General features: G+C 73.5%; 17 protein-coding genes. 12 read left to right on the top strand and 5 right to left on the bottom strand.

Features of this window, described 5'->3' with window-relative positions:
* Positions 1-39 precede the first annotated feature (39 nt).
* Positions 40-543: an FBP domain-containing protein gene (locus ACN9MM_RS04665; protein WP_426362427.1), complete on the top strand. Its 504-nt coding sequence runs from the start codon at positions 40-42 to the stop codon at positions 541-543.
* 21 nt (positions 544-564) lie between these two features.
* On the opposite strand, the gene ACN9MM_RS04670 is transcribed toward ACN9MM_RS04665, so the two are convergent.
* Entirely contained in the window at positions 565-1,746 is a 1,182-nt protein-coding gene (locus ACN9MM_RS04670; protein WP_382858566.1) for an acyl-CoA dehydrogenase family protein, read from the bottom strand.
* Between the two features lie 200 nt (positions 1,747-1,946).
* On the opposite strand from ACN9MM_RS04670, the gene ACN9MM_RS04675 reads away from it, so the two are divergent.
* Together ACN9MM_RS04675 and ACN9MM_RS04680 are read left to right on the top strand one after the other, a co-directional pair.
* The gene (locus tag ACN9MM_RS04675; protein WP_426362428.1) at positions 1,947-3,158 is read left to right on the top strand and encodes a CaiB/BaiF CoA transferase family protein; all 1,212 of its coding nucleotides are present in this window, start codon (positions 1,947-1,949) and stop codon (positions 3,156-3,158) included.
* Positions 3,159-3,224: 66 nt separating this feature from the next.
* Complete coding sequence (locus ACN9MM_RS04680) at positions 3,225-3,899, top strand: GntR family transcriptional regulator (protein WP_426362429.1); 675 nt, start codon at positions 3,225-3,227, stop codon at positions 3,897-3,899.
* Between the two features lie 43 nt (positions 3,900-3,942).
* Here ACN9MM_RS04680 and ACN9MM_RS04685 read toward each other — a convergent pair whose 3' ends face one another.
* Positions 3,943-5,358: a hypothetical protein gene (locus tag ACN9MM_RS04685; protein WP_426362430.1), complete on the bottom strand. Its 1,416-nt coding sequence runs from the start codon at positions 5,356-5,358 to the stop codon at positions 3,943-3,945.
* A 189-nt stretch (positions 5,359-5,547) separates the two neighbouring features.
* Here ACN9MM_RS04685 and ACN9MM_RS04690 point away from each other — a divergent pair, with 189 nt between their 5' ends.
* From ACN9MM_RS04690 to ACN9MM_RS04720, 7 genes are all read left to right on the top strand, one after another.
* Positions 5,548-5,655 carry a putative leader peptide gene (locus ACN9MM_RS04690; RefSeq protein WP_426362431.1) on the top strand — a complete coding sequence of 36 codons (108 nt, stop codon included), beginning with the start codon at positions 5,548-5,550 and terminating at the stop codon, positions 5,653-5,655.
* A 201-nt stretch (positions 5,656-5,856) separates the two neighbouring features.
* Positions 5,857-6,981: an LLM class flavin-dependent oxidoreductase gene (locus ACN9MM_RS04695; RefSeq protein ID WP_426362432.1), complete on the top strand. Its 1,125-nt coding sequence runs from the start codon at positions 5,857-5,859 to the stop codon at positions 6,979-6,981.
* Positions 6,978-7,904 carry an ABC transporter permease gene (locus ACN9MM_RS04700; protein ID WP_426362433.1) on the top strand — a complete coding sequence of 309 codons (927 nt, stop codon included), beginning with the start codon at positions 6,978-6,980 and terminating at the stop codon, positions 7,902-7,904. Before ACN9MM_RS04695 ends, ACN9MM_RS04700 begins: the two co-directional genes overlap by 4 nt.
* Positions 7,905-7,960: 56 nt before the next feature.
* Positions 7,961-9,004, top strand: coding sequence for a glycine betaine ABC transporter substrate-binding protein (locus ACN9MM_RS04705; protein ID WP_426362434.1), 1,044 nt, complete (start codon positions 7,961-7,963; stop codon positions 9,002-9,004).
* A gap of 40 nt (positions 9,005-9,044) precedes the next feature.
* Complete coding sequence (locus ACN9MM_RS04710) at positions 9,045-9,833, top strand: ABC transporter ATP-binding protein (protein WP_426368673.1); 789 nt, start codon at positions 9,045-9,047, stop codon at positions 9,831-9,833.
* A 135-nt stretch (positions 9,834-9,968) separates the two neighbouring features.
* Positions 9,969-10,559, top strand: coding sequence for a TetR/AcrR family transcriptional regulator (locus ACN9MM_RS04715; RefSeq protein WP_426362435.1), 591 nt, complete (start codon positions 9,969-9,971; stop codon positions 10,557-10,559).
* 121 nt (positions 10,560-10,680) lie between these two features.
* Positions 10,681-12,750, top strand: coding sequence for a discoidin domain-containing protein (locus ACN9MM_RS04720; RefSeq protein ID WP_426362436.1), 2,070 nt, complete (start codon positions 10,681-10,683; stop codon positions 12,748-12,750).
* Between the two features lie 66 nt (positions 12,751-12,816).
* Here ACN9MM_RS04720 and ACN9MM_RS04725 read toward each other — a convergent pair whose 3' ends face one another.
* The gene (locus tag ACN9MM_RS04725; protein WP_426362437.1) at positions 12,817-14,067 is read right to left on the bottom strand and encodes a YncE family protein; all 1,251 of its coding nucleotides are present in this window, start codon (positions 14,065-14,067) and stop codon (positions 12,817-12,819) included.
* Between the two features lie 152 nt (positions 14,068-14,219).
* Between ACN9MM_RS04725 and ACN9MM_RS04730 the strand changes: the two genes are divergently transcribed.
* On the top strand, positions 14,220-14,918 hold the full coding sequence (locus tag ACN9MM_RS04730; protein ID WP_426362438.1) for a CBS domain-containing protein: 699 nt from the start codon (positions 14,220-14,222) through the stop codon (positions 14,916-14,918).
* 140 nt (positions 14,919-15,058) lie between these two features.
* Here ACN9MM_RS04730 and ACN9MM_RS04735 read toward each other — a convergent pair whose 3' ends face one another.
* Positions 15,059-15,358: a DUF1876 domain-containing protein gene (locus tag ACN9MM_RS04735; RefSeq protein ID WP_382858537.1), complete on the bottom strand. Its 300-nt coding sequence runs from the start codon at positions 15,356-15,358 to the stop codon at positions 15,059-15,061.
* 267 nt (positions 15,359-15,625) lie between these two features.
* Positions 15,626-16,471 carry a maleylpyruvate isomerase family mycothiol-dependent enzyme gene (locus ACN9MM_RS04740; protein WP_426362439.1) on the bottom strand — a complete coding sequence of 282 codons (846 nt, stop codon included), beginning with the start codon at positions 16,469-16,471 and terminating at the stop codon, positions 15,626-15,628.
* Between the two features lie 172 nt (positions 16,472-16,643).
* On the opposite strand from ACN9MM_RS04740, the gene ACN9MM_RS04745 reads away from it, so the two are divergent.
* The gene (locus ACN9MM_RS04745; RefSeq protein WP_426362440.1) at positions 16,644-17,585 is read left to right on the top strand and encodes a LysR family transcriptional regulator; all 942 of its coding nucleotides are present in this window, start codon (positions 16,644-16,646) and stop codon (positions 17,583-17,585) included.
* The last annotated feature ends 1 nt before the right edge of the window (position 17,586 follow it).

Here is a 17,586-nt window from a genome sequence, read left to right on the forward strand (position 1 = left end):
GGATGCCCGGTCCCCGGTGGTCCGTGTACGGTCCACCGAGTGGAACCACTGACCGACAAACAGATCCGCGCGTCCTTCGTGAACTGCACCAAGGGCGAGGCGGCGCGCCTCAAGCTGCCCCTGGACTTCGCCGAACTCCCCTGGGAGGACCTGGACTTCCTCGGCTGGGTCGACCCGGGCGCGCCGCTGCGGGCGCACCTGGTCGTACCGCGCGAGGACGGGCCGCTCGGGGTGTCGCTGCGCGTCCCGGCCACCGGGCGGACCAGCGCCGTGAAGTCGAGCATGTGCCAGGTCTGTCTGACCGCGCACGCCTCCTCCGGCGTCACGCTCCTGGTGGCACCGCTGGCGGGCAGCCGCGGCCGCGAGGGGAACACGGTCGGGATCTACCTGTGCGCGGACCTCGCGTGCTCCCTCTACGTCCGGGGCCGGAGGCAGCCGAAGCTGCGCCACCGGCGCCACGAGGAGTCCCTCACCCTCGACGAGCAGGTCGCCCGTCTGACGGGCAACCTGGACGCGTTCCTCGACCGGGTGACGGCGGGCTGAGGGGCGGGACGGCGTCCCGGCTCAGCGGAAGGCCTGCTCGCCGGTGAGCGCCTTGCCGATGACCAGGGAGTGGACCTCGCTCGTGCCCTCGTAGGTGAGCACCGACTCCAGGTTGTTGGCGTGGCGCAGCACCGGGTACTCCAGGGTGATGCCGTTGGCGCCCAGGATCGTGCGGCACTCGCGGGCGATGGCGATCGCCTCGCGCACGTTGTTCAGCTTGCCCACGCTGACCTGTTCGGGGGTGAGCGTGCCCGCGTCCTTGAGCCGGCCGAGGTGGAGGGCGAGGAGCATGCCCTTGCCGAGCTCGACGGCCATGTCGGCGAGCTTCTGCTGGGTCAGCTGGTAGGAGGCGAGGGAACGGGCGAAGACGACCCGGTCCCTGGCGTAGGAGATCGCGGTCTCCAGGCAGTCGCGGGCGGCGCCGAGGGCGCCGAAGACGATGCCGAAGCGGGCCTCGTTGAGGCAGCCGAGCGGGCCGGAGAGGCCGCGGGCCTCCGGGAGCATCGCGTCGGCGGGGAGGCGGACGTCCTCGAAGACCAGTTCGCTGGTGACGCTGGCCCGCAGCGAGAGCTTCATCTTGATCTCGGGGGCGCTGAAGCCGGGGGTACCGGCCGGGACGAGGAAGCCGCGCACGCCCTCCTCGGTCCGGGCCCAGACGACGGCCACGTCGGCGACCGAACCGTTGGTGATCCACATCTTGGTGCCGTTGAGGACCCAGTCGGAGCCGTCCCGCTTGGCGTTGGTCCGCATGGCGCCGGGGTCCGATCCGGCGTCCGGCTCGGTGAGGCCGAAGCAGCCGATGTACTCGCCGGCCGCCATCTTCGGCAGCCAGCGCTGCTTCTGCTCCTCGGAGCCGTACTTCCAGATCGCGTACATCGCGAGGGAGCCCTGGACGGAGACGAGCGAGCGCAGTCCGGAGTCGACGGCCTCCAGCTCCAGGCAGGCGAGGCCGTACGCGACGGAGTTGGTGCCCGCGCAGCCGTAGCCCTCCAGGTGCATGCCGAGCACGCCGATGCCGCCGAGGGTGCGGGCGAGCTCGCGGGCGGGGATCTCGCCCTTCTCGAACCAGCCGGCGACGTGCGGCCGCAGCTCGCGGTCGGCGACGGCGCGCACGGTGTTCCGGATCTCCCGCTCCTCGTCGGTCAGGAGTCCGTCGACGGCGAGCAGGTCGAAGGGGTGGACGGGGGTGGACGGCGACTTCACGGACGGCCTCCTGGCGACTGTGGCAACTCGGCGAGCCGAAGCGTAGCGGCAGATCGGATATTGGATCCAGTATTGAAAATCCGACACCCGAGCCCTACGGTCCGATGGGATCCGATCACCGGTTCGCCGGGATCCGATCACCGGCCGCCGGGGTCCGGCCGCCACTCTCCGGTATCCCCAGCGGGAGCGAGGAACGCCGCATGCACGCAGATCAGCCGGGCACACCGGAGACGCCACCGGCGAACGGCGGCGCCCTGTCGGGAATCGTCGTCGCCGACTTCGGCCGGGTGCTGGCCGGGCCGTACATGACGATGCTCCTCGCCGACCTCGGCGCGGACGTGATCAAGATCGAGCGGCCGGGCTCCGGCGACGACACGCGCGCGTGGGGCCCGCCGTTCGCGGCGGGCGAGGCCACGTACTTCCTCGGCGTGAACCGGAACAAGCGCTCCGTGTCGCTCGACCTCACGGACCCCGAGGACCTGGCCACGGCCCGCGCGATCGTGGACCGCGCGGACGTCCTCGTCGAGAACTTCCGCCCGGGCACGATGGAGAAGCTCGGCCTGGGGTACGAGGACGTGCGCTCGGACAACCCCGGGCTCGTCTACTGCTCGGTGACCGGCTTCGGCACCGCCGAGGGCGCCCGGCTGCCGGGCTACGACCTCCTCGTGCAGGCCATGGGCGGCCTCATGAGCGTGACGGGAGAACCGGACGGGCAGGGCACCAAGGCGGGCGTCGCCCTGGTCGACGTCATCACCGGCCTCCACGCGGGCCTCGGCATCCTCGCCGCCCTGCGGCACCGGGAGCGCACCGGCGAGGGCCAGCGGGTCGAGGTCTCCCTGCTCACCTCCCTCCTCTCCGCGCTCACCAACCAGGCCGCCGCCCACCTCGGGGCCGGGGTCGTGCCGCGCGCGATGGGCAACCGGCACCCGAGCATCGCGCCCTACGAGGTGTTCGAGGCACGGGACCGGCCGCTGGTCCTCGCCGTCGGCAACGACCGCCAGTTCAGGACCCTGTGCGCGCGGCTCGGACGACCGGAGCTCGGCGAGGACCCCCGCTTCGCGACGAACACGGCCCGGGTCGCCCACCGGGAGGAGCTGGTCGAGGCCCTCGCCGCCCCGCTCGCCACCCGCACCGCCGACGCCTGGTTCGAGGAGCTCACCGCGGCCGGCGTGCCCTGCGGGCCGATCAACGACCTGGCGGCCGCCTTCGACCTCGCCGACCGCCTGGGGCTCGCCCCGCGCGTCCCGGAGTCCGCGGCGGGACCCGGTCAGGTCGCCCACCCGATCCGGCTCGGCGCCACCCCGCCCTCCTACCGCACCGCTCCCCCGCGCCTCGGCGAGCACACCGACGGCGTGCGGTCCGAGCTGGGACGAGCTGTCCACAGGGCGTCGGCGGGGAACAGCGGCGCGTAGGAAGATGGTCGGCACCGGCGGCGGGGGCCGCCACCGGCGACGTGAGGGAACGGAAGGTCACAGGCGATGAGCAGCGCGGTGCAGAAGCGGCGGCCGCAGACCGCCCAGCAGTTCGTCCTGGAGGAACTGCGGCGCGCCATCACCAGCGGGGAGCTCAGGCCCGGCGGTCCGATCCGTCAGGAGGCCCTGGCGGCCCGGTTCGAGGTGAGCCGGGTGCCGCTCCGGGAGGCCCTGAAGGCCCTGGAGGCCGAGGGCCTCGTCGTCCACCACGTCCACCGGGGCTACTTCGTCGCGGAGCTCTCCCTCGCCGACCTGGAGGAGATCTACCGGATCCGGGAACTCCTGGAGACCGAGGCGGTCCGCACGGCCGTGCGGCGGCTGCCGGAGGGCACGGTCGGGACGCTGGAGGGGATCCAGCGCGAGGTGGAACGGGCCGCGGACGCGGGGGACGTGACCGCCATGGCCGCGGCGAACCGTCGCTTCCACTTCACCCTGATCGAGGCCTCCGGGATGCCGCGCCTGGTCCGCCTCATCACGACCCTGTGGGACTCCACCGACGCGTACCGCTCGCTCTACTACACCGACGCCCCGCACCGTGAGCAGGCCGTGCGGGAGCACCGGGCCGTGATCTCCGCCCTCCGCCGCCGCGACGAGGAGGCCACCGTCGACCGGCTCGACGAGCACCGCGCCCACGCGGTGGCGGCGCTGCGCGAGGTCCTGGAAGCCCCGGCAGGGGACTGACCTCACCCGGGCGACGGGGCCCTGCGCCCCGGAGGGAGCGGCCTCACCCCGCCGCGCCCGGCCCGCCGCCCGTGCGCCGGACCGCGCCCGCCCCCACGAGGAGCGCGGACACGACCGCCAGGGCCCAGGGGGCGCCGTCCGACGCGTACAGCGGGTCCGTGAACATGCTCGCGGCCACAAGACCCAGGAAGACGCCCGCCGCGAGGAACCCGGTGCCACGGGGCATGGCGTCCGCCGTACGCCAGTCCCTGCGCGGGATCCACAGCCGCAGCAGCTCCGCGGTCATGACCAGCGCCACCAGGCGGCCCGCGACGACGAACCACAGGGGCGTCGCGGCCGTCACACCCGCGCCGAACAGCGCGGTCACCGCGAAGAAGGCGACCGGCACGAGCCAGCCCAGGCTCGCCCGGACGCCGGACGCGGTCGGGACCCCGGCGGATTCCACGGCCTCGCCGCCCTCCCGCACCCCCGCCTCCGGAGCGCGCGGGGCCGGGATCACCGGCGGGGCGGCGGTCCCCCGGGCCTCCGGGGGCGCCGGCAGCGGGCGGAGCGCCCGGGAGCGCGCCCGGCGGTCGCGGAACCCGAGATCGCCGTACCGGTCGACGTGGGCGGCCAGTTCGGCCCGGAGGGCGAGCAGCCGCTCGGCCGTCTCGTCGAACGCGGCCCTGCGCCGCGCGGCCTCCTCGGCCGCCTCGCGCTCGGCCGCGGTCAGCGCCGCCAGGCGCTCGGCGTGGAGCCGTTCGGCTTCGGCGCCGGCGGTCTCGGAGGTCTTGGGGAGTTCGGCGAGCTCCGCCCGGAGGCGGGCCCTCTCCTTCCCGACGATCTCCTCGATGCGGTGCCGCTCGTCCGGCGGCAGTTCGTGCGGCGCGCGTGCCTCGGCCCGCGCGACGGCGGCCCGGCGCCATTCCATCAGGGGTCTGCCCCGGTGCTCGCCGATGCCGTTGATGTGGACCTTGCGGCCCTGGGTGCGGTGGATGTAGAGGACGTCGCCGCCGCGTCCGCCGGGGGCCTTGCCCCAGCTGACGCGGGTGAAGTCGGCGGCCGTCCTGATGCCCTGTGCCGCGAGGTCGCGGACCAGTCCGGCGCCGACGCCGTTCACCTCGCCCGCCGTCAGGCGCGTGCCGCGCAGGGACCGTTCGACGGCCTCGCGACGCAGTACGGCGAGTGCCCGGCGTTCTTGTCCGGCCCGCTTCCCGTCGAGGCCGTTCAGCTCGGCGGTGAGGGACCGTTCGCGCCTGGCCCGCTTCTCGTGGACGCGTTGGAGCGCCTTGCCGTGCCGTGCCCCGGCACGGGACCGCTCCGCCGCCTCGCGGTCCAGCCGCCGCCGGTCCCCGAGCTCGAACGGGCGTCGTGCCGCGAGGAGTCGGCGGTGGGCCCCGACCGACTCGACGAGCCGTCGTCGCTCGGCGCGCGTCTCGGCCGGGTCGGTGGCCCGGAGTGGCGTGGTGCTGTCGATCACAGGTGGCTCTTCGGGGGACTCGTGAGAACAGGAGATCTCGGTGAGAACGGAAGATCTCATTATCGCCAACGGCCCGCCACCGCTCCGAGCACGCACGGAGCCGGGCCACCGTCCCGACGATCGAGACGCCACCGTCCGCATCGCGGACGCGACTTGTGAGCCGGACGCCGCCGGGGCAAGGATGCCCGCATGACTCCCGCCCTCGTCTCCCGCCGCCACGTGGATCTTCTGCGTGTCGCGGGGATGCTGTGTCGGTCCGAGTCCTGTCGCCACGTGGCCTGTTACCGCACGGCCTGACGTCAGGCGAACCGCCCCTGAGCCCTCCTGCGGCTCTCCGCACGTCCTCGTACCGCCGGCCGTCCCGCGACGCCGGCCGTTCGTGCCGCCCCTGACGCCTCTCACGGCCCCGTCCTCCCGGGCCTCCTTTCACGCTCCCCGCGCCTGACGGGGTGCCACGCGCACCCGTCCGGGCCCCGCTCCTCCCCGAGGTACGTCCGCATGTCCTCTTCCACCGCACCCGTCCTCCACTGGTTCCTGCCCACCGGCGGCGACGGCCGCGACCCCGGCGGGGTCACCGCCGTCCAGGGCCGCTCCGCCGCCGCGACCCGCCGCGGGGCCGACCTCGGCTATCTGGCCCAGGTGGCCCGCGCGGCCGAACAGGCTGGATTCTCACGGCTGCTGACACCCGTGGGCCTCGGCTGTGTGGACCCGTGGGTGCTGACCTCGGCCCTCGCCGCGGTGACGGAACGAATCGGGTTCCTCGTCGCGTTCCGCGCCGGGCTCACCCAGCCCACGCTGATCGCGCAGCAGGCGGACACCTTCCGGCGCCTCTTCGGCGACCGCATCGCCCTGAACGTGGTGACCGGCGGCGACCCGGTGGAGCAGAAGGCGTACGGCGACCACCTCCCGAAGGACGAGCGGTACGTCAGGACCGGAGAACTCATGCGTGTCGTCCGCGAGTTGCTCGACGGGTCGGCCGTCACCCTGAACGGATGCCACGTCCGCGTGGAGGACGCCCGCCTGGCGGCGCCCTCCCTCGGCACCCCCGTCCCCCTCTACTTCGGTGGCGCCTCCCCGGAGGCCGAGGAGGTCGCGGCGCGCCACGCCGAGGTGCAGCTGCTGTGGGGCGAGCCCCCTGCCGCCGTCGCCGCACGCGTCGCGCGGGTACGGGCCGGGGCCGCGCGGGCGGGCCGCACCCTGCGCTTCGGCATCCGCCTCCACGTCATCACCCGGGACACCTCCGCCGAGGCCTGGCAGGAGGCCGACCGCATACTCGCCGGCTTCGACCCCGAGGCGGTCCGCGCCTCGCAGGAACGGTTCGCCCGTATGGACTCCACCGGGCAGGCCCGGATGACCGCGCTGCACGGCGGTTCCGCCGAAAGCCTGACCGTCGCGCCCAACCTGTGGGCGGGCATAGGCCTCGTCCGCGAGGGCGCCGGGACCGCGCTCGTCGGCTCGCACGACGAGGTCGCGCGGCGGCTCTTCGAGTACGGGCAGGCCGGCATCGACGAGTTCGTCCTCTCCGGCTACCCGCACCTCGAAGAGGCCTACCGCGTCGGCGAGGAGGTGGCGCCCCGGCTGCGGGCGCTCACCGGAGCGACGGACGGGCAGGTGGCGGCATGACCGTCGTCGACACCACGGGCGAGCAGGCCCCGGACGCCGCAGGGAACCCGTCCGGCGACGGATCCGGCCAGGCGCCCGGCAAGACCCCCCGGAACGCCCCCGCCTCCGCCCGGCCGGACCGTGGCACCCGGGCCGGGGTGGCCGCGCTGCGCTGGGGCGCGCTGCGGCTCCTCGCGCTCGTGGTGCTCCTCGCCGCGTGGCAGGCGGTGGTCACCGCCGGTCTCTGGCCCCGGGTCCTCGTCCCCTCCCCCGGCTACGTGTGGCAGGCCTTCGTCCGGGCGTCGACCGTCCACGACGGGGTGCGCGGCATCAGCGACCACCTGCTCGTCGAGCATCTGGCGGTCTCCCTGCGCCGGATCGCCATCGGCACGGGCTACGCCGCCCTCGTCGGCATCCCCCTGGGGCTGCTGATCGGTGCGGTGAAGCCGCTCGCCGTGGTCCTGGAGCCGGCCGTCACCTTCCTGCGTACGCTGCCCCCACTGGCGTACCTCTCCCTGCTGGTCATCTGGTTCGGCATCGACGAGTCCCCGAAGATCTGGCTGCTGCTGATCGCCGCCCTCCCGCCGATCGCCGCCGCCACGGCGGCCGCCGTGCGGGGCGTCCCCGCCGACCTCGTGGAGGCGGGACGGGCCCTGGGCGCGGGCCCGGCGGCGCTGCTCTTCTCCATCCGGCTGCCCGCCGCGCTGCCGGAGATCCTCACGGGGGTACGGATCGCGGTCGGCATCGCGTACACCTCCGTCGTCGCCGCCGAGACCATCAACGGCGTCCCCGGCATCGGCGGCATGATCCGGGACGCCCAGCGCTACAACCAGACCGACGTCGTCATCGCCGGGATCATCGCGATCGGCCTCTCCGGGATCGTCCTCGACGCGCTGTTCAAGGGCCTGGAGCGAACCGCCGTCCCGTGGCGCGGCCGCGCCTGATCCCCGGCTTCCCCCCTTCACCCGATTCCCCTCCCGTCCTCCCCGAAGGAACCGTCATGCCCTCGTCCCGTCGCGGCGCCGTCCTCACCGCCTCCGCCACCGCCCTGCTGCTCGCCCTGTCCACCACCGCCTGCGGCACGGGCGGCGACTCCGGCGGAGACAAGGGCGGCAAGGTCCGGGTGCGCATCGCCTACCAGGCGATCCCCAACGCCGATCTGGTGGTGAAGAACCAGAAGCTCCTGGAGAAGGCCCTGCCGGACGCCGACGTGTCCTGGGTGAAGTTCGACTCGGGCGGCGACGTCAACACCGCGGTCATCGCCGGGGCCGTGGACCTCGGGCTCCTCGGTTCGAGCCCGGTCACCAAGGGTCTGTCGGCGCCGCTGGACATCCCGTACAGGGTGCTGTGGATCCACGATCTGATCGGTGACAACGAGGCGCTCGTCGCCAGGAGGGACATCGCCTCCGTCGCCGCCCTCAAGGGCCGCAAGATCGCCACCCCCTTCGGGTCCACCTCTCACTACTCCCTGCTCGTGGCGCTGGAGTCGGCCGGCCTGAAGGCCTCCGACGTGACGCTCGTCGACCTCCAGCCACAGGACGCGCTCGCCGCCTGGCAGCGGGGCGACATCGACGCCGCGTACGTGTGGACGCCGAGCCTGACCGAGCTGAAGAAGGACGGGAAGGTGCTGGTCACCAGCCGTGCGATCGCCGAGCGGGGCAAGCCGACCGCCGACCTGGGGGTGGTCACCGACGCGTTCGCGGCGAAGCACCCGGAGATCGTCGACGCCTGGCTGAAGGCGGAGGACCAGGCCGTGAAGCTGGCCGAGAACGATCCCGCGAAGGCGGCCGGCGCCATCGGCGCCGAGCTGAACCTCGCGCCCGACGAGGCCCGCAAGCAGCTCGCCGAGCTGGTGCTGCTCACCGCGAAGGAGCAGCAGGGGGCGCAGTACCTCGGCACGCCGGGGGCACCGGGCGCGCTCGCCGCGAACCTGCACGACGCCGCCGTCTTCCTCAAGGGGCAGAAGGCGATCGACGCCGTCCCCGAACAGGCGGACTTCGCGAAGGCCCTCGCGGTGAAGGAGCTCGCCCGTGTCGCCCGCTGAGTCCGGGACGGGCGCCGCGGAGTCGGCGACGCGCGCCGCCGTGCCCGGGACGGGCGCCCTGGGCACGTCCTCGGCGGGGGTCGCCGACATCGCGCTCGTGGACGTGGGTGTCCGGTACGGCTCCGCCAAGGCGCCCGTCGTCGCGGTCGACGGTGTGTCCCTGTCCGTGGAGCCCGGCGAGTTCGTGGTGCTCGTGGGCCCCTCGGGATGCGGCAAGACGACGCTGCTCCGGCTGGTGGCCGGATTCGAGGGGCCCGCGACCGGGGCGGTGGAGGTACGCAGGAAGGTCGGCGTGGTCTTCCAGCGGCCGCGTCTCTTCCCCTGGCGCACGGTGGGCGGGAACCTCGCCTTCGCCCTGGCCCGGCACGGTGTGGCCCGCGCCGGGCGGGCGGCCCGGATCGAGGAGTTGCTGTCCCTGGTCGGCCTTCCGGGCATGGCGGGGCGGCGGACCTGGGAGCTCTCGGGCGGGCAGCAGCAGCGGGTCGCGATCGCGCGGGCGCTGGCGGCGGAGCCCCAGATCCTGCTGATGGACGAACCGTTCGCCGCGCTGGACGCGCTGACCCGGGAGCGTCTCCAGGAGGAGGTGCGCACGCTGGCGGCGGCGACCGGCACGACGGTCCTGTTCGTCACGCACTCGGCCGAGGAGGCCGTCCTCCTCGGCTCGCGGGTCCTGGTGATGGCGGCCGGGCCCGGCCGGGTGGTCGCCGAGGTGCCGGTGCCCCTCCCCCGCGACCCGGCCACGGACGTCGCCTCGCTGCGCGGCGATCCGGCCTTCGCCGCCCTGCGGGCGGACCTGGCGGCGGCGACGCGGGACGCGGCGGCGGCCTGACGGCTCCGGGGCCGGTGGCGGCGGCGGCTTCCGGGCCGCCCCCAGCGGCTCGCCGGCCGGTGTTCCGAGCCGATCACGGCCCGCGCGGTGCACAGAGGCTGCGGTTACCCTGTGCGCCGGACGCGAGGAGGAACCATGGCGCGGATGCCGTCGGCCGAACGACGCAGGCAGCTGGTCGAGGCGGCGATCAGGGCGATGACCAGGGACGGGGTCGCCCGGACCACCACCCGGTCGATCTGCGCCGAGGCGGGTGTCTCGCTCAGCGTCTTCCACTACTGCTTCGACTCCAAGCAGGCGCTGCTCGAAGCCGCGATCGAGTCGATCACCGGCAACTACGTGGCGCGCGTGAGGAACGCGGTCGAGCCGGGGGCGACGCTGCGCGAAACCGTCCGGCGTGCTCTGCAGACGTACTGGGACCATGTCACCGCCCACCCGGGCGAGCACATGCTGACGTACGACCTCACCCAGTACGCCCTGCGGGAGCCGGGGTTCGAGCATCTGGCGCGCGCCCAGTACGAGCAGTACGTGGCGTCGGCGGCGGCGCTGATCGAGCAGGTCGGGGGGCAGGGCCGGGAGCCGCGCGTGCCGGTGGAGGTGCTCGCGCGGTATCTGGCGGCGGCCATCGACGGGCTGACCCTGCAGTACCTCGTCCTCCGTGACCCGAAGGCGGCCGCCGAGCACCTCGATCTGACGGCCGATCAATTCGTGGCCCTGATCGCGGGTTGACCGGTCATCGGGCTCTTCGGTTCTTCATCAGGTCATTTGACCCGGACTCTTGACTCGTACCCCCGGTAACGCGATCCTCGGGGCGCCGGTACACCCCCACCGCCCGGAGGCATCGCCCACCATGACTCGACCCATCCCGCGCGGACGCGGCGGAAGATCCGCCCTCCTCGCGCTGTTCCTGGCCCTGGCCGCGGTGCTGTTCGGCTCCGCGCCGGTCCCCGCCGCCGCCGGCGGTACGTGGTGGGAAGCCACGTCCCGTCCGGCTCCCGACTCACAGATCAACGTCACGGGTGCGCCGTTCACGGGAACGGACGCGCAGGGCAAGGTGCGCGGGTTCGTGGACGCGCACAACCACCTCATGTCCAACGAGGGCTTCGGCGGCCGGATGATCTGCGGGGCGACGTTCTCGCAGGCGGGTGTCGCCGACGCCCTCAAGGACTGCCCCGAGCACTACCCGGACGGCTCGGGGGCGCTCTTCGAGCACCTCACGGGCGGTGACAACGGAAAGCACGACCCGGTCGGCTGGCCCACGTTCAAGGACTGGCCCGCCAACAACTCCCTCAGCCACCAGCAGAACTACTACGCCTGGGTCGAGCGCGCCTGGCGCGGCGGCCAGCGGGTCCTCGTCAACGACCTGGTGACCAACGGTCTCATCTGCTCGCTGCTGCCCCGTGACCGCAGCTGCGACGAGATGACCGCGATCCGTCTGGAGGCCCGCAAGACGTACGAGCTGCAGGACTACGTCGACGGGATGTACGGCGGCCCCGGCAAGGGCTGGTTCCGGATCGTCACCAGCGCCGACCAGGCCCGCTCGGTGATCCAGCAGGGCAAGCTCGCCGTCGTCCTCGGCGTGGAGACCTCGGAGCCCTTCGGCTGCAAGCAGATCCTCGACGTCGCCCAGTGCAGCCAGGCGGACATCGACAAGGGCCTCGACGAGCTGTACGCGCTCGGTGTGCGCAGCATGTTCCTGTGCCACAAGTTCGACAACGCGCTCTGCGGCGTCCGCTTCGACAGCGGGACGACGGGCGTGGCGGTCAACATCGGCCAGTTCCTCTCGACGGGCACCTTCTGGTCCACCGAGAAGTGCGCGGGCCCGCAGCACGACAACCCGATCGGGCTCGCCGCCGCGCCGGCCGCGATGGCGGAGAAGCTGCCGGCCGGGGTGAGCGTCCCCTCGTACGCCTCCGACGCCAAGTGCAACACCCGCGGTCTCACGCGGCTCGGGGAGTACGCCCTGAAGGGCATGATCCAGCGCGGCATGATGCTGGAGCTCGACCACATGAGCGTGAAGGCCGCCGGGCGTGCGCTCGACATGCTGGAGGCCGAGGAGTACCCCGGCGTCCTGTCCAGCCACAGCTGGATGGACCTGGACTGGACCGAGCGGCTCTACCGTCTCGGCGGTTTCGCCGCCTCGTACATGCACGGCGCCCAGGGTTTCGTGGGTGAGGCCGCGCAGAAGGCGGAGCTGCGGAAGAAGTACGGCGTCGGGTTCGGCTACGGCACGGACATGAACGGCGTCGGCGGCTGGCCGGGTCCGGTCGGGGCCGACGCGCCGAACGCCGTGAAGTACCCGTTCCGCAGCTTCGACGGCGGTTCGGTCATCGACCGCCAGGTCACCGGTGAGCGCACCTGGGACCTCAACACGGACGGCGCCGCGCACAACGGTCTGGTGCCGGACTGGGTCGAGCAGATCCGGCTCACCCCCGGCGGCCAGAGCGTCGTCGACGAGCTGTCGCACGGAGCGGAGTCGTACCTGACGACCTGGAAGAAGACGGAGAACCACGAGCCGGGCGTGAACCTGGCGGCCGGGCGGCCGGCGTCGGCCTCCACCACCCAGTGGTGGAACCCCTTCGTGAACTTCTCGCCGGGTCTCACCGTCGACGGCGACACGGGGACCCGCTGGGCCAGCGAGTGGTCGGACGACCAGTGGCTCCAGGTGGACCTGGGCTCGGTGCGCCGGGTCGGCAGGGTCACGCTCGACTGGGAGCGGGCCTACGCGCGCGCGTACCGGATCGAGCTGTCGGAGGACGGCACGACCTGGCGGGACGTGTGGTCCACGGACGCGGGTGACGGCGGCTACGACACGGCGACGTTCGACTCGCAGTCGGCCCGCTACGTGCGCGTCCACGGCGTGAAGCGGGCCACGGACTGGGGCTACTCGCTCTACGAGGTGGCCGTCAACAGGTCCTGATCACCACGGGAGAGGGGCTGCCGGATCCGTACCGGATCCGGCAGCCCCTCTCGGCGTCCGGGGGTGTCAGCCGGCCGTCGGGCCGGTCCAGTCGGCGGGGACGCGGGCGAGCCGTACGCGCTGGGGGTGGTCGCCGACATCGACGGAGGCCACCCGCAGGCCGGTGGCGAAGTCGATCGCAGTGACCCGGTCGGCGCCGCTCTCGGAGACGACGCACGACCGGCCGTCGCCGCTCACGGTCGCCCAGTACGGCTTGGAGGCCTGGACGAGCGGGCCCTGCTGGAGGGTGTCGCGGTCGACGACGGTGGCGTAGTCGTCCATCGTCCCGGCGACGCACAGCTTGGAGCCGTCCGGGCTGATCGAGAGACCGTGGTGGCGCGAGTCGTTGACCCACGTGGTGCGGTCGGGGTCGGTCGCCGGGTTGCCGGGGAGGTTCTTGAGGCGGGTGATCCGGTCGGACTCGATGTCGTACTCCAGGAAGCCGTTGAAGAAGGAGACCTGGAAGTAGATCTTCTTCTCGTCCGGGGTGAAGACGAGCGGACGGACGGCGTCGGAGAGGTCACCGCGGCCGAAGGCGTCGAGGCGGGACCGCATGTCGATGACGCGGACGGTCTCGAAGGTGCGGGCGTCGACGACGGTGATCCTGCGGTCGCCCTTGGTCCAGTCGAGCCAGGGGGCGTCGAGGGCGGTGGTGACCTCGCCGATGGACATGTTCCAGAGCAGGCCGTCGGAGGTGAAGACGTTCTCGTGGGGCTTGTCGCCGGTCGTGAAGGAGCCGACCTGCCGTCCTGTGGCGATGTCGAGGACGTGCACGGTGTTCGCGGTGGAGGCGGAGACCGCGACACGGGTGCCGTCGGGCGAGACGGCCATGTGGTCGGCGCGGTATCCGGCCACCGGGAAGCGCCAGTTGATCCGTCCCGTCCGCAGGTCGAGGGAGACGACGTCGGCGAAGCTGGGCCGGGAGACGACCATGGCGGAGCCGTCGGGCGTCGCGTACATGTCGTCGACGAACTGGTCGTGCCCCTCGCCCGGACCGGTGCGCACGCCGAGGAAGAAGGCCAGCTTGAGGGGGTTCAGATAGATCTCGCGGAGGCGTTCCTCCTTGTCGGGGATCACGTTCACCCGGCCGATCCGGTGGAGGTCGCCGCGGGAGGAGATGACGTCGGCGGTGCCGTCCCAGTTGTTGCCGACGAACATCACCTCCCGGAGTCCGGCGGGGGCGGCGGCTCCGGTGCCGCCCGTCGCGGTGACGAGCGCCAGGGCGGCCGTGAGGGCGCCGAGGAAGCGGCTGGTCCGGGACGTTCGGGGAGAGGGCATGGGGGTCCTTCTTCCTTGGCACGACGACGACTTACCGGAGGTAACCATGGTCGTGTCGAGCCCACAAGACCCTGGAGCCCACCCCTCCGCGTCTCCCCTCCCGCCCGGTGCGGGATCATGGACACAGGAACGCAGAAGGGACGGATCGGACGATGAGGCACCGCAGTGTCGCGGACCTGATGACCCCCACCGCCGTCGCGGTGCAGCGCGGGACGTCGTTCAAGGAGATCGCGCGGCTCCTCGACGAGTACGGCATCACCGCGGTCCCCGTGGTCGACGAGGAGAACCGGCCGGTGGGCGTCGTCTCCGAGGCGGACCTGCTGCGGAGGCACACGGCGAAGGACGGGCCGAGCTCGGCGGAGGCCATGATGTCGAGCCCGGCCGTGACGGCCCGGCCCTCCTGGACGGCCGTCGAGGCGGCCCGCCTGATGGAACGGCACCGGGTGAAGCGGCTCCCGGTCGTGGACGCGGAGGGCCGGCTGATCGGGGTGCTCAGCCGCAGCGATCTGCTCCAGCTGTTCCTGCGGCGGGACCGCTCGATCCAGGAGGAGATCCGCGAGGACGTCATCGTCCGGATCCTGCGCCTGTCACCCTCGGCCGTGCACATCGACGTCGACGAGGGCCGGGTGACGCTGAGCGGCACCCTGGAGCGCCCGGGCCTCGGCCCGATCCTGGTCCGGCTGTGCGAGACGGTGGACGGGGTGGTGGAGGTCGTGGACCGGATGACGTCGGGGGAGGACGGGGGCGGGCCGCAGGAGGACGGGGGCCGGAAGACGTCGGGGGAGGACGGGGGCGGGCCGCAGGAGGACGGGGGCCGGAAGACGTCGGAGGAGGACGGGGGCGGGTCGTAGGAGGACGGGGCCGGCTTCGGAGGGCGAGGGCGCGTCCCGCGCGTCTCAGGAAGGCGAGGGCGGTTCGGGCGCGCGTCTCCCCGGGGAGCCCGGCGGGGCGTCACCGGCCCGTCGGGCTCCCGGAGCGGGTGGCGGTTCCGTCAGGACACCGCCTCCGGCCAGCCGTACCCGGGGCCGGTGTGCTGGGGTACGGTCCCCGCGCCCACCGCCTCCATCTCCCGGTTGGCCTCGCGCATGAGCTTGCCCGCCAGGTCCTTCATCGCCCGGCTCGCGGCGAGTTCGTCGCCGATCGCCGGCACGTCCACGTCCGCCGGGTTGCACCGCGCGGAGCCGTGGCCCGTGAGGGTCGACGTGCCGGTGCTGAGCCGCGCCTCGGCCTTCGTCCTGCCGCTCTCCTCGGTCAGTTCCAGGCCGACCTTCCATTCCAGCGTGCGGGTCATGGTCCGCCTCCTCGCATCGCCGGGCCACGCGGAACCGAGGCGCGACCCCTTCCGATACCTCCAGGATCCATCGGCGGGGCCGGGAACGCGCGGGGACGGGACACCCCAGGGGGTGTCTTGTCGATCAGGCCGGATCAGGGAGCGGCGTCTGGTGCCGTGCATCGCAAGGCGGAGGAGGGAGGCAACGCGGAGCGTTGTCGACCGACGACAACGCGGCGAGGCGCGGTGCCAGACGCCGCGAGCCCGGCCTGATCGGCAAGACACCCCCTAGGGTGCGCGGAAGAGACGGGGGAAGCGCGGGGCCAGCCAGGGCTTGCGGCCCCAGCCGAGCGCCCTGCCCCGCGCGATCACCGGCCAGGGGTCGATCCGCCCGAGGCCCAGGAGGAGGAAGGCGACCGGCTCCGTGAGGATCGTGCAGTCGGGGCGGGCGGGCGGCTCGTGGTCGGTCCGGACCGTGCCGTCCGTGACGGTGACGCCGAAGCCCGGGCCGCCGCCCCGGAGCCGTACGGCGAAGCTCGCGGTCAGTCCGGCGACGGCGGCCGGGTCGGCGACCCGGGGCATCGCCTCGACCATGAACGGCAGGGTGAGATCGACCCGGCGGGCGTCGAGCATGTGGGGGCGGTTCAGGGCGAGGGCGAGGTCGTAGCCGTGGCCGAGCATGTGCGTCAGAAGGTACGAGCCGAGGACGGCCGGGGTCATGCGGCCGAGCGGCGTGGAGAGGAGCTCGGCCGGGTCGCGTTCCTCGACGGCCGCGAGGAACGCCTCGGCCTGGGCGGTGATCATCTCGGCGAGCGGGCCCGGCGCCCGCTCGCCGAACGCGGCGAGGGCGTGTTCGTTGGCCTCGGCCAGGCTGCCGGGGGTGCCGTCGCCGTAGGGCCGGTCGTGGCCGGCGGCCAGGTCGGCCATGAGGACGTTCGCCTGCGCGAGGTGCGCGGCGGCCTCCCCGACCGTCCAGGTGGAGCGGGGCACGGGAAGCAGGCCGGTGTCCGCCGGCCGTCCGCCGGGTGACGGGGTCCGCAGGACCGCCGCGATGTCGTCGGCGGTGCCCCTTATCGCCTCGGCAAGCCCTGCGGGGAGCACCCCGGGAAGCACCTCGCCCGTTCGCCGCGTCATGGTTCCGCCCCTCCCTGGCCCCGGCCGCTCCCCGTGGAGCACCGGTGGGTCAGGGGACCGTACCAGCGAGTAGCCCCGCCTGCACCGGTCGCGGGCGGGGACTTCTCGGGCCAGGGGCCCGGACGTCCGGGGAGAGGCCGCCCACCCATAGGAGTCTCGTTAGGCTGGGCGCATGCGACATAAGGATTCCGATGGTGTGGGCGGTGGTGCGGCGCAGCCGGTGACCGATCTGAACCTGCTGCGGACCTTCCTGGCCGTCCACCGTTCCGGTTCGTTCACCGCCGCGGCCGGGCTGCTCGGGCTGTCGCAGCCGACGGTGACCACCCAGATCCGCGCGCTGGAGCGGCAGACGGGCCGTGAGCTGTTCGAGCGGCTGCCGCGCGGTGTCGCCCCGACTCCGGTCGCGGACGATCTGGCGGCCCGGGTCGCCGGCCCGCTCGACGCGCTGGCCGCCGCGGCCGGACACGAGGCCGCGCCCCACGAGCGGGCCGCTCCCGTCCATCTGGCGGGTCCGGCCGAACTGCTCTGCACGCGCGTCCTGCCCGTGCTCGCCCCGCTGACCGCCGCGGGGGTACGGCTGCGGGTCGGCCAGGGGCTGACCGAGCCGCTCCTCGACGAGCTGCGCGCGGGCCGGCACGACCTGGTCATCGCCACCTTCCGGCCGCGCGGGCGGGCGCTCACCGCCGTGCCGATCGCCGACGAGGAGTTCGTGCTGGTCGCCGCTCCCGAGTGGGCGGACCGGGTCGGGGAGCGGGTCGGCCGGGAGGGGCCGGCCGCGCTGCACCCCGTACCCCTGGTCGCGTACGCCGAGGACCTGCCGATCGCGCGCCGCTACTGGCGGCACGTGTTCGGGTCGCGTCTTTCCCGCCCCGCCGCCCTGACCGTCCCCGATCTGCGCGGGGTCCTCGCCGCGGTCGTGGCCGGAGCGGGGTTCAGCGTCCTGCCGCGCTATCTCTGCTCTGCCGAACTGGCCTCGGGCGCCCTCGTGCTCCTGCACGAACCGGAGGACCCGCCGATCAACACCGCCTACCTCGTGCAGCGTCCGGGCCGCCCCGACAACCCCGACGTGAGCCGCGTACGGGACCTGCTGACGGAGGCGGGGCGCTCCTGGTGAC

It is taken from the genome of Streptomyces sp. E-08 (assembly GCF_049913095.1).
Lineage (GTDB): Bacteria > Actinomycetota > Actinomycetes > Streptomycetales > Streptomycetaceae > Streptomyces.

Coding starts and splice junctions, on each gene's coding strand:
- ACN9MM_RS04675 (WP_426362428.1), top strand. CDS start 1,947: ATGCACGCAGATCAGCCGGGCACACCGGAGACGCCACCGGCGAACGGC.
- ACN9MM_RS04680 (WP_426362429.1), top strand. CDS start 3,225: ATGAGCAGCGCGGTGCAGAAGCGGCGGCCGCAGACCGCCCAGCAGTTC.
- ACN9MM_RS04690 (WP_426362431.1), top strand. CDS start 5,548: ATGACTCCCGCCCTCGTCTCCCGCCGCCACGTGGATCTTCTGCGTGTC.
- ACN9MM_RS04695 (WP_426362432.1), top strand. CDS start 5,857: ATGTCCTCTTCCACCGCACCCGTCCTCCACTGGTTCCTGCCCACCGGC.
- ACN9MM_RS04700 (WP_426362433.1), top strand. CDS start 6,978: ATGACCGTCGTCGACACCACGGGCGAGCAGGCCCCGGACGCCGCAGGG.
- ACN9MM_RS04705 (WP_426362434.1), top strand. CDS start 7,961: ATGCCCTCGTCCCGTCGCGGCGCCGTCCTCACCGCCTCCGCCACCGCC.
- ACN9MM_RS04715 (WP_426362435.1), top strand. CDS start 9,969: ATGGCGCGGATGCCGTCGGCCGAACGACGCAGGCAGCTGGTCGAGGCG.
- ACN9MM_RS04720 (WP_426362436.1), top strand. CDS start 10,681: ATGACTCGACCCATCCCGCGCGGACGCGGCGGAAGATCCGCCCTCCTC.
- ACN9MM_RS04725 (WP_426362437.1), bottom strand. CDS start 14,067: ATGCCCTCTCCCCGAACGTCCCGGACCAGCCGCTTCCTCGGCGCCCTC.
- ACN9MM_RS04730 (WP_426362438.1), top strand. CDS start 14,220: ATGAGGCACCGCAGTGTCGCGGACCTGATGACCCCCACCGCCGTCGCG.
- ACN9MM_RS04735 (WP_382858537.1), bottom strand. CDS start 15,358: ATGACCCGCACGCTGGAATGGAAGGTCGGCCTGGAACTGACCGAGGAG.
- ACN9MM_RS04740 (WP_426362439.1), bottom strand. CDS start 16,471: ATGACGCGGCGAACGGGCGAGGTGCTTCCCGGGGTGCTCCCCGCAGGG.
- ACN9MM_RS04745 (WP_426362440.1), top strand. CDS start 16,644: ATGCGACATAAGGATTCCGATGGTGTGGGCGGTGGTGCGGCGCAGCCG.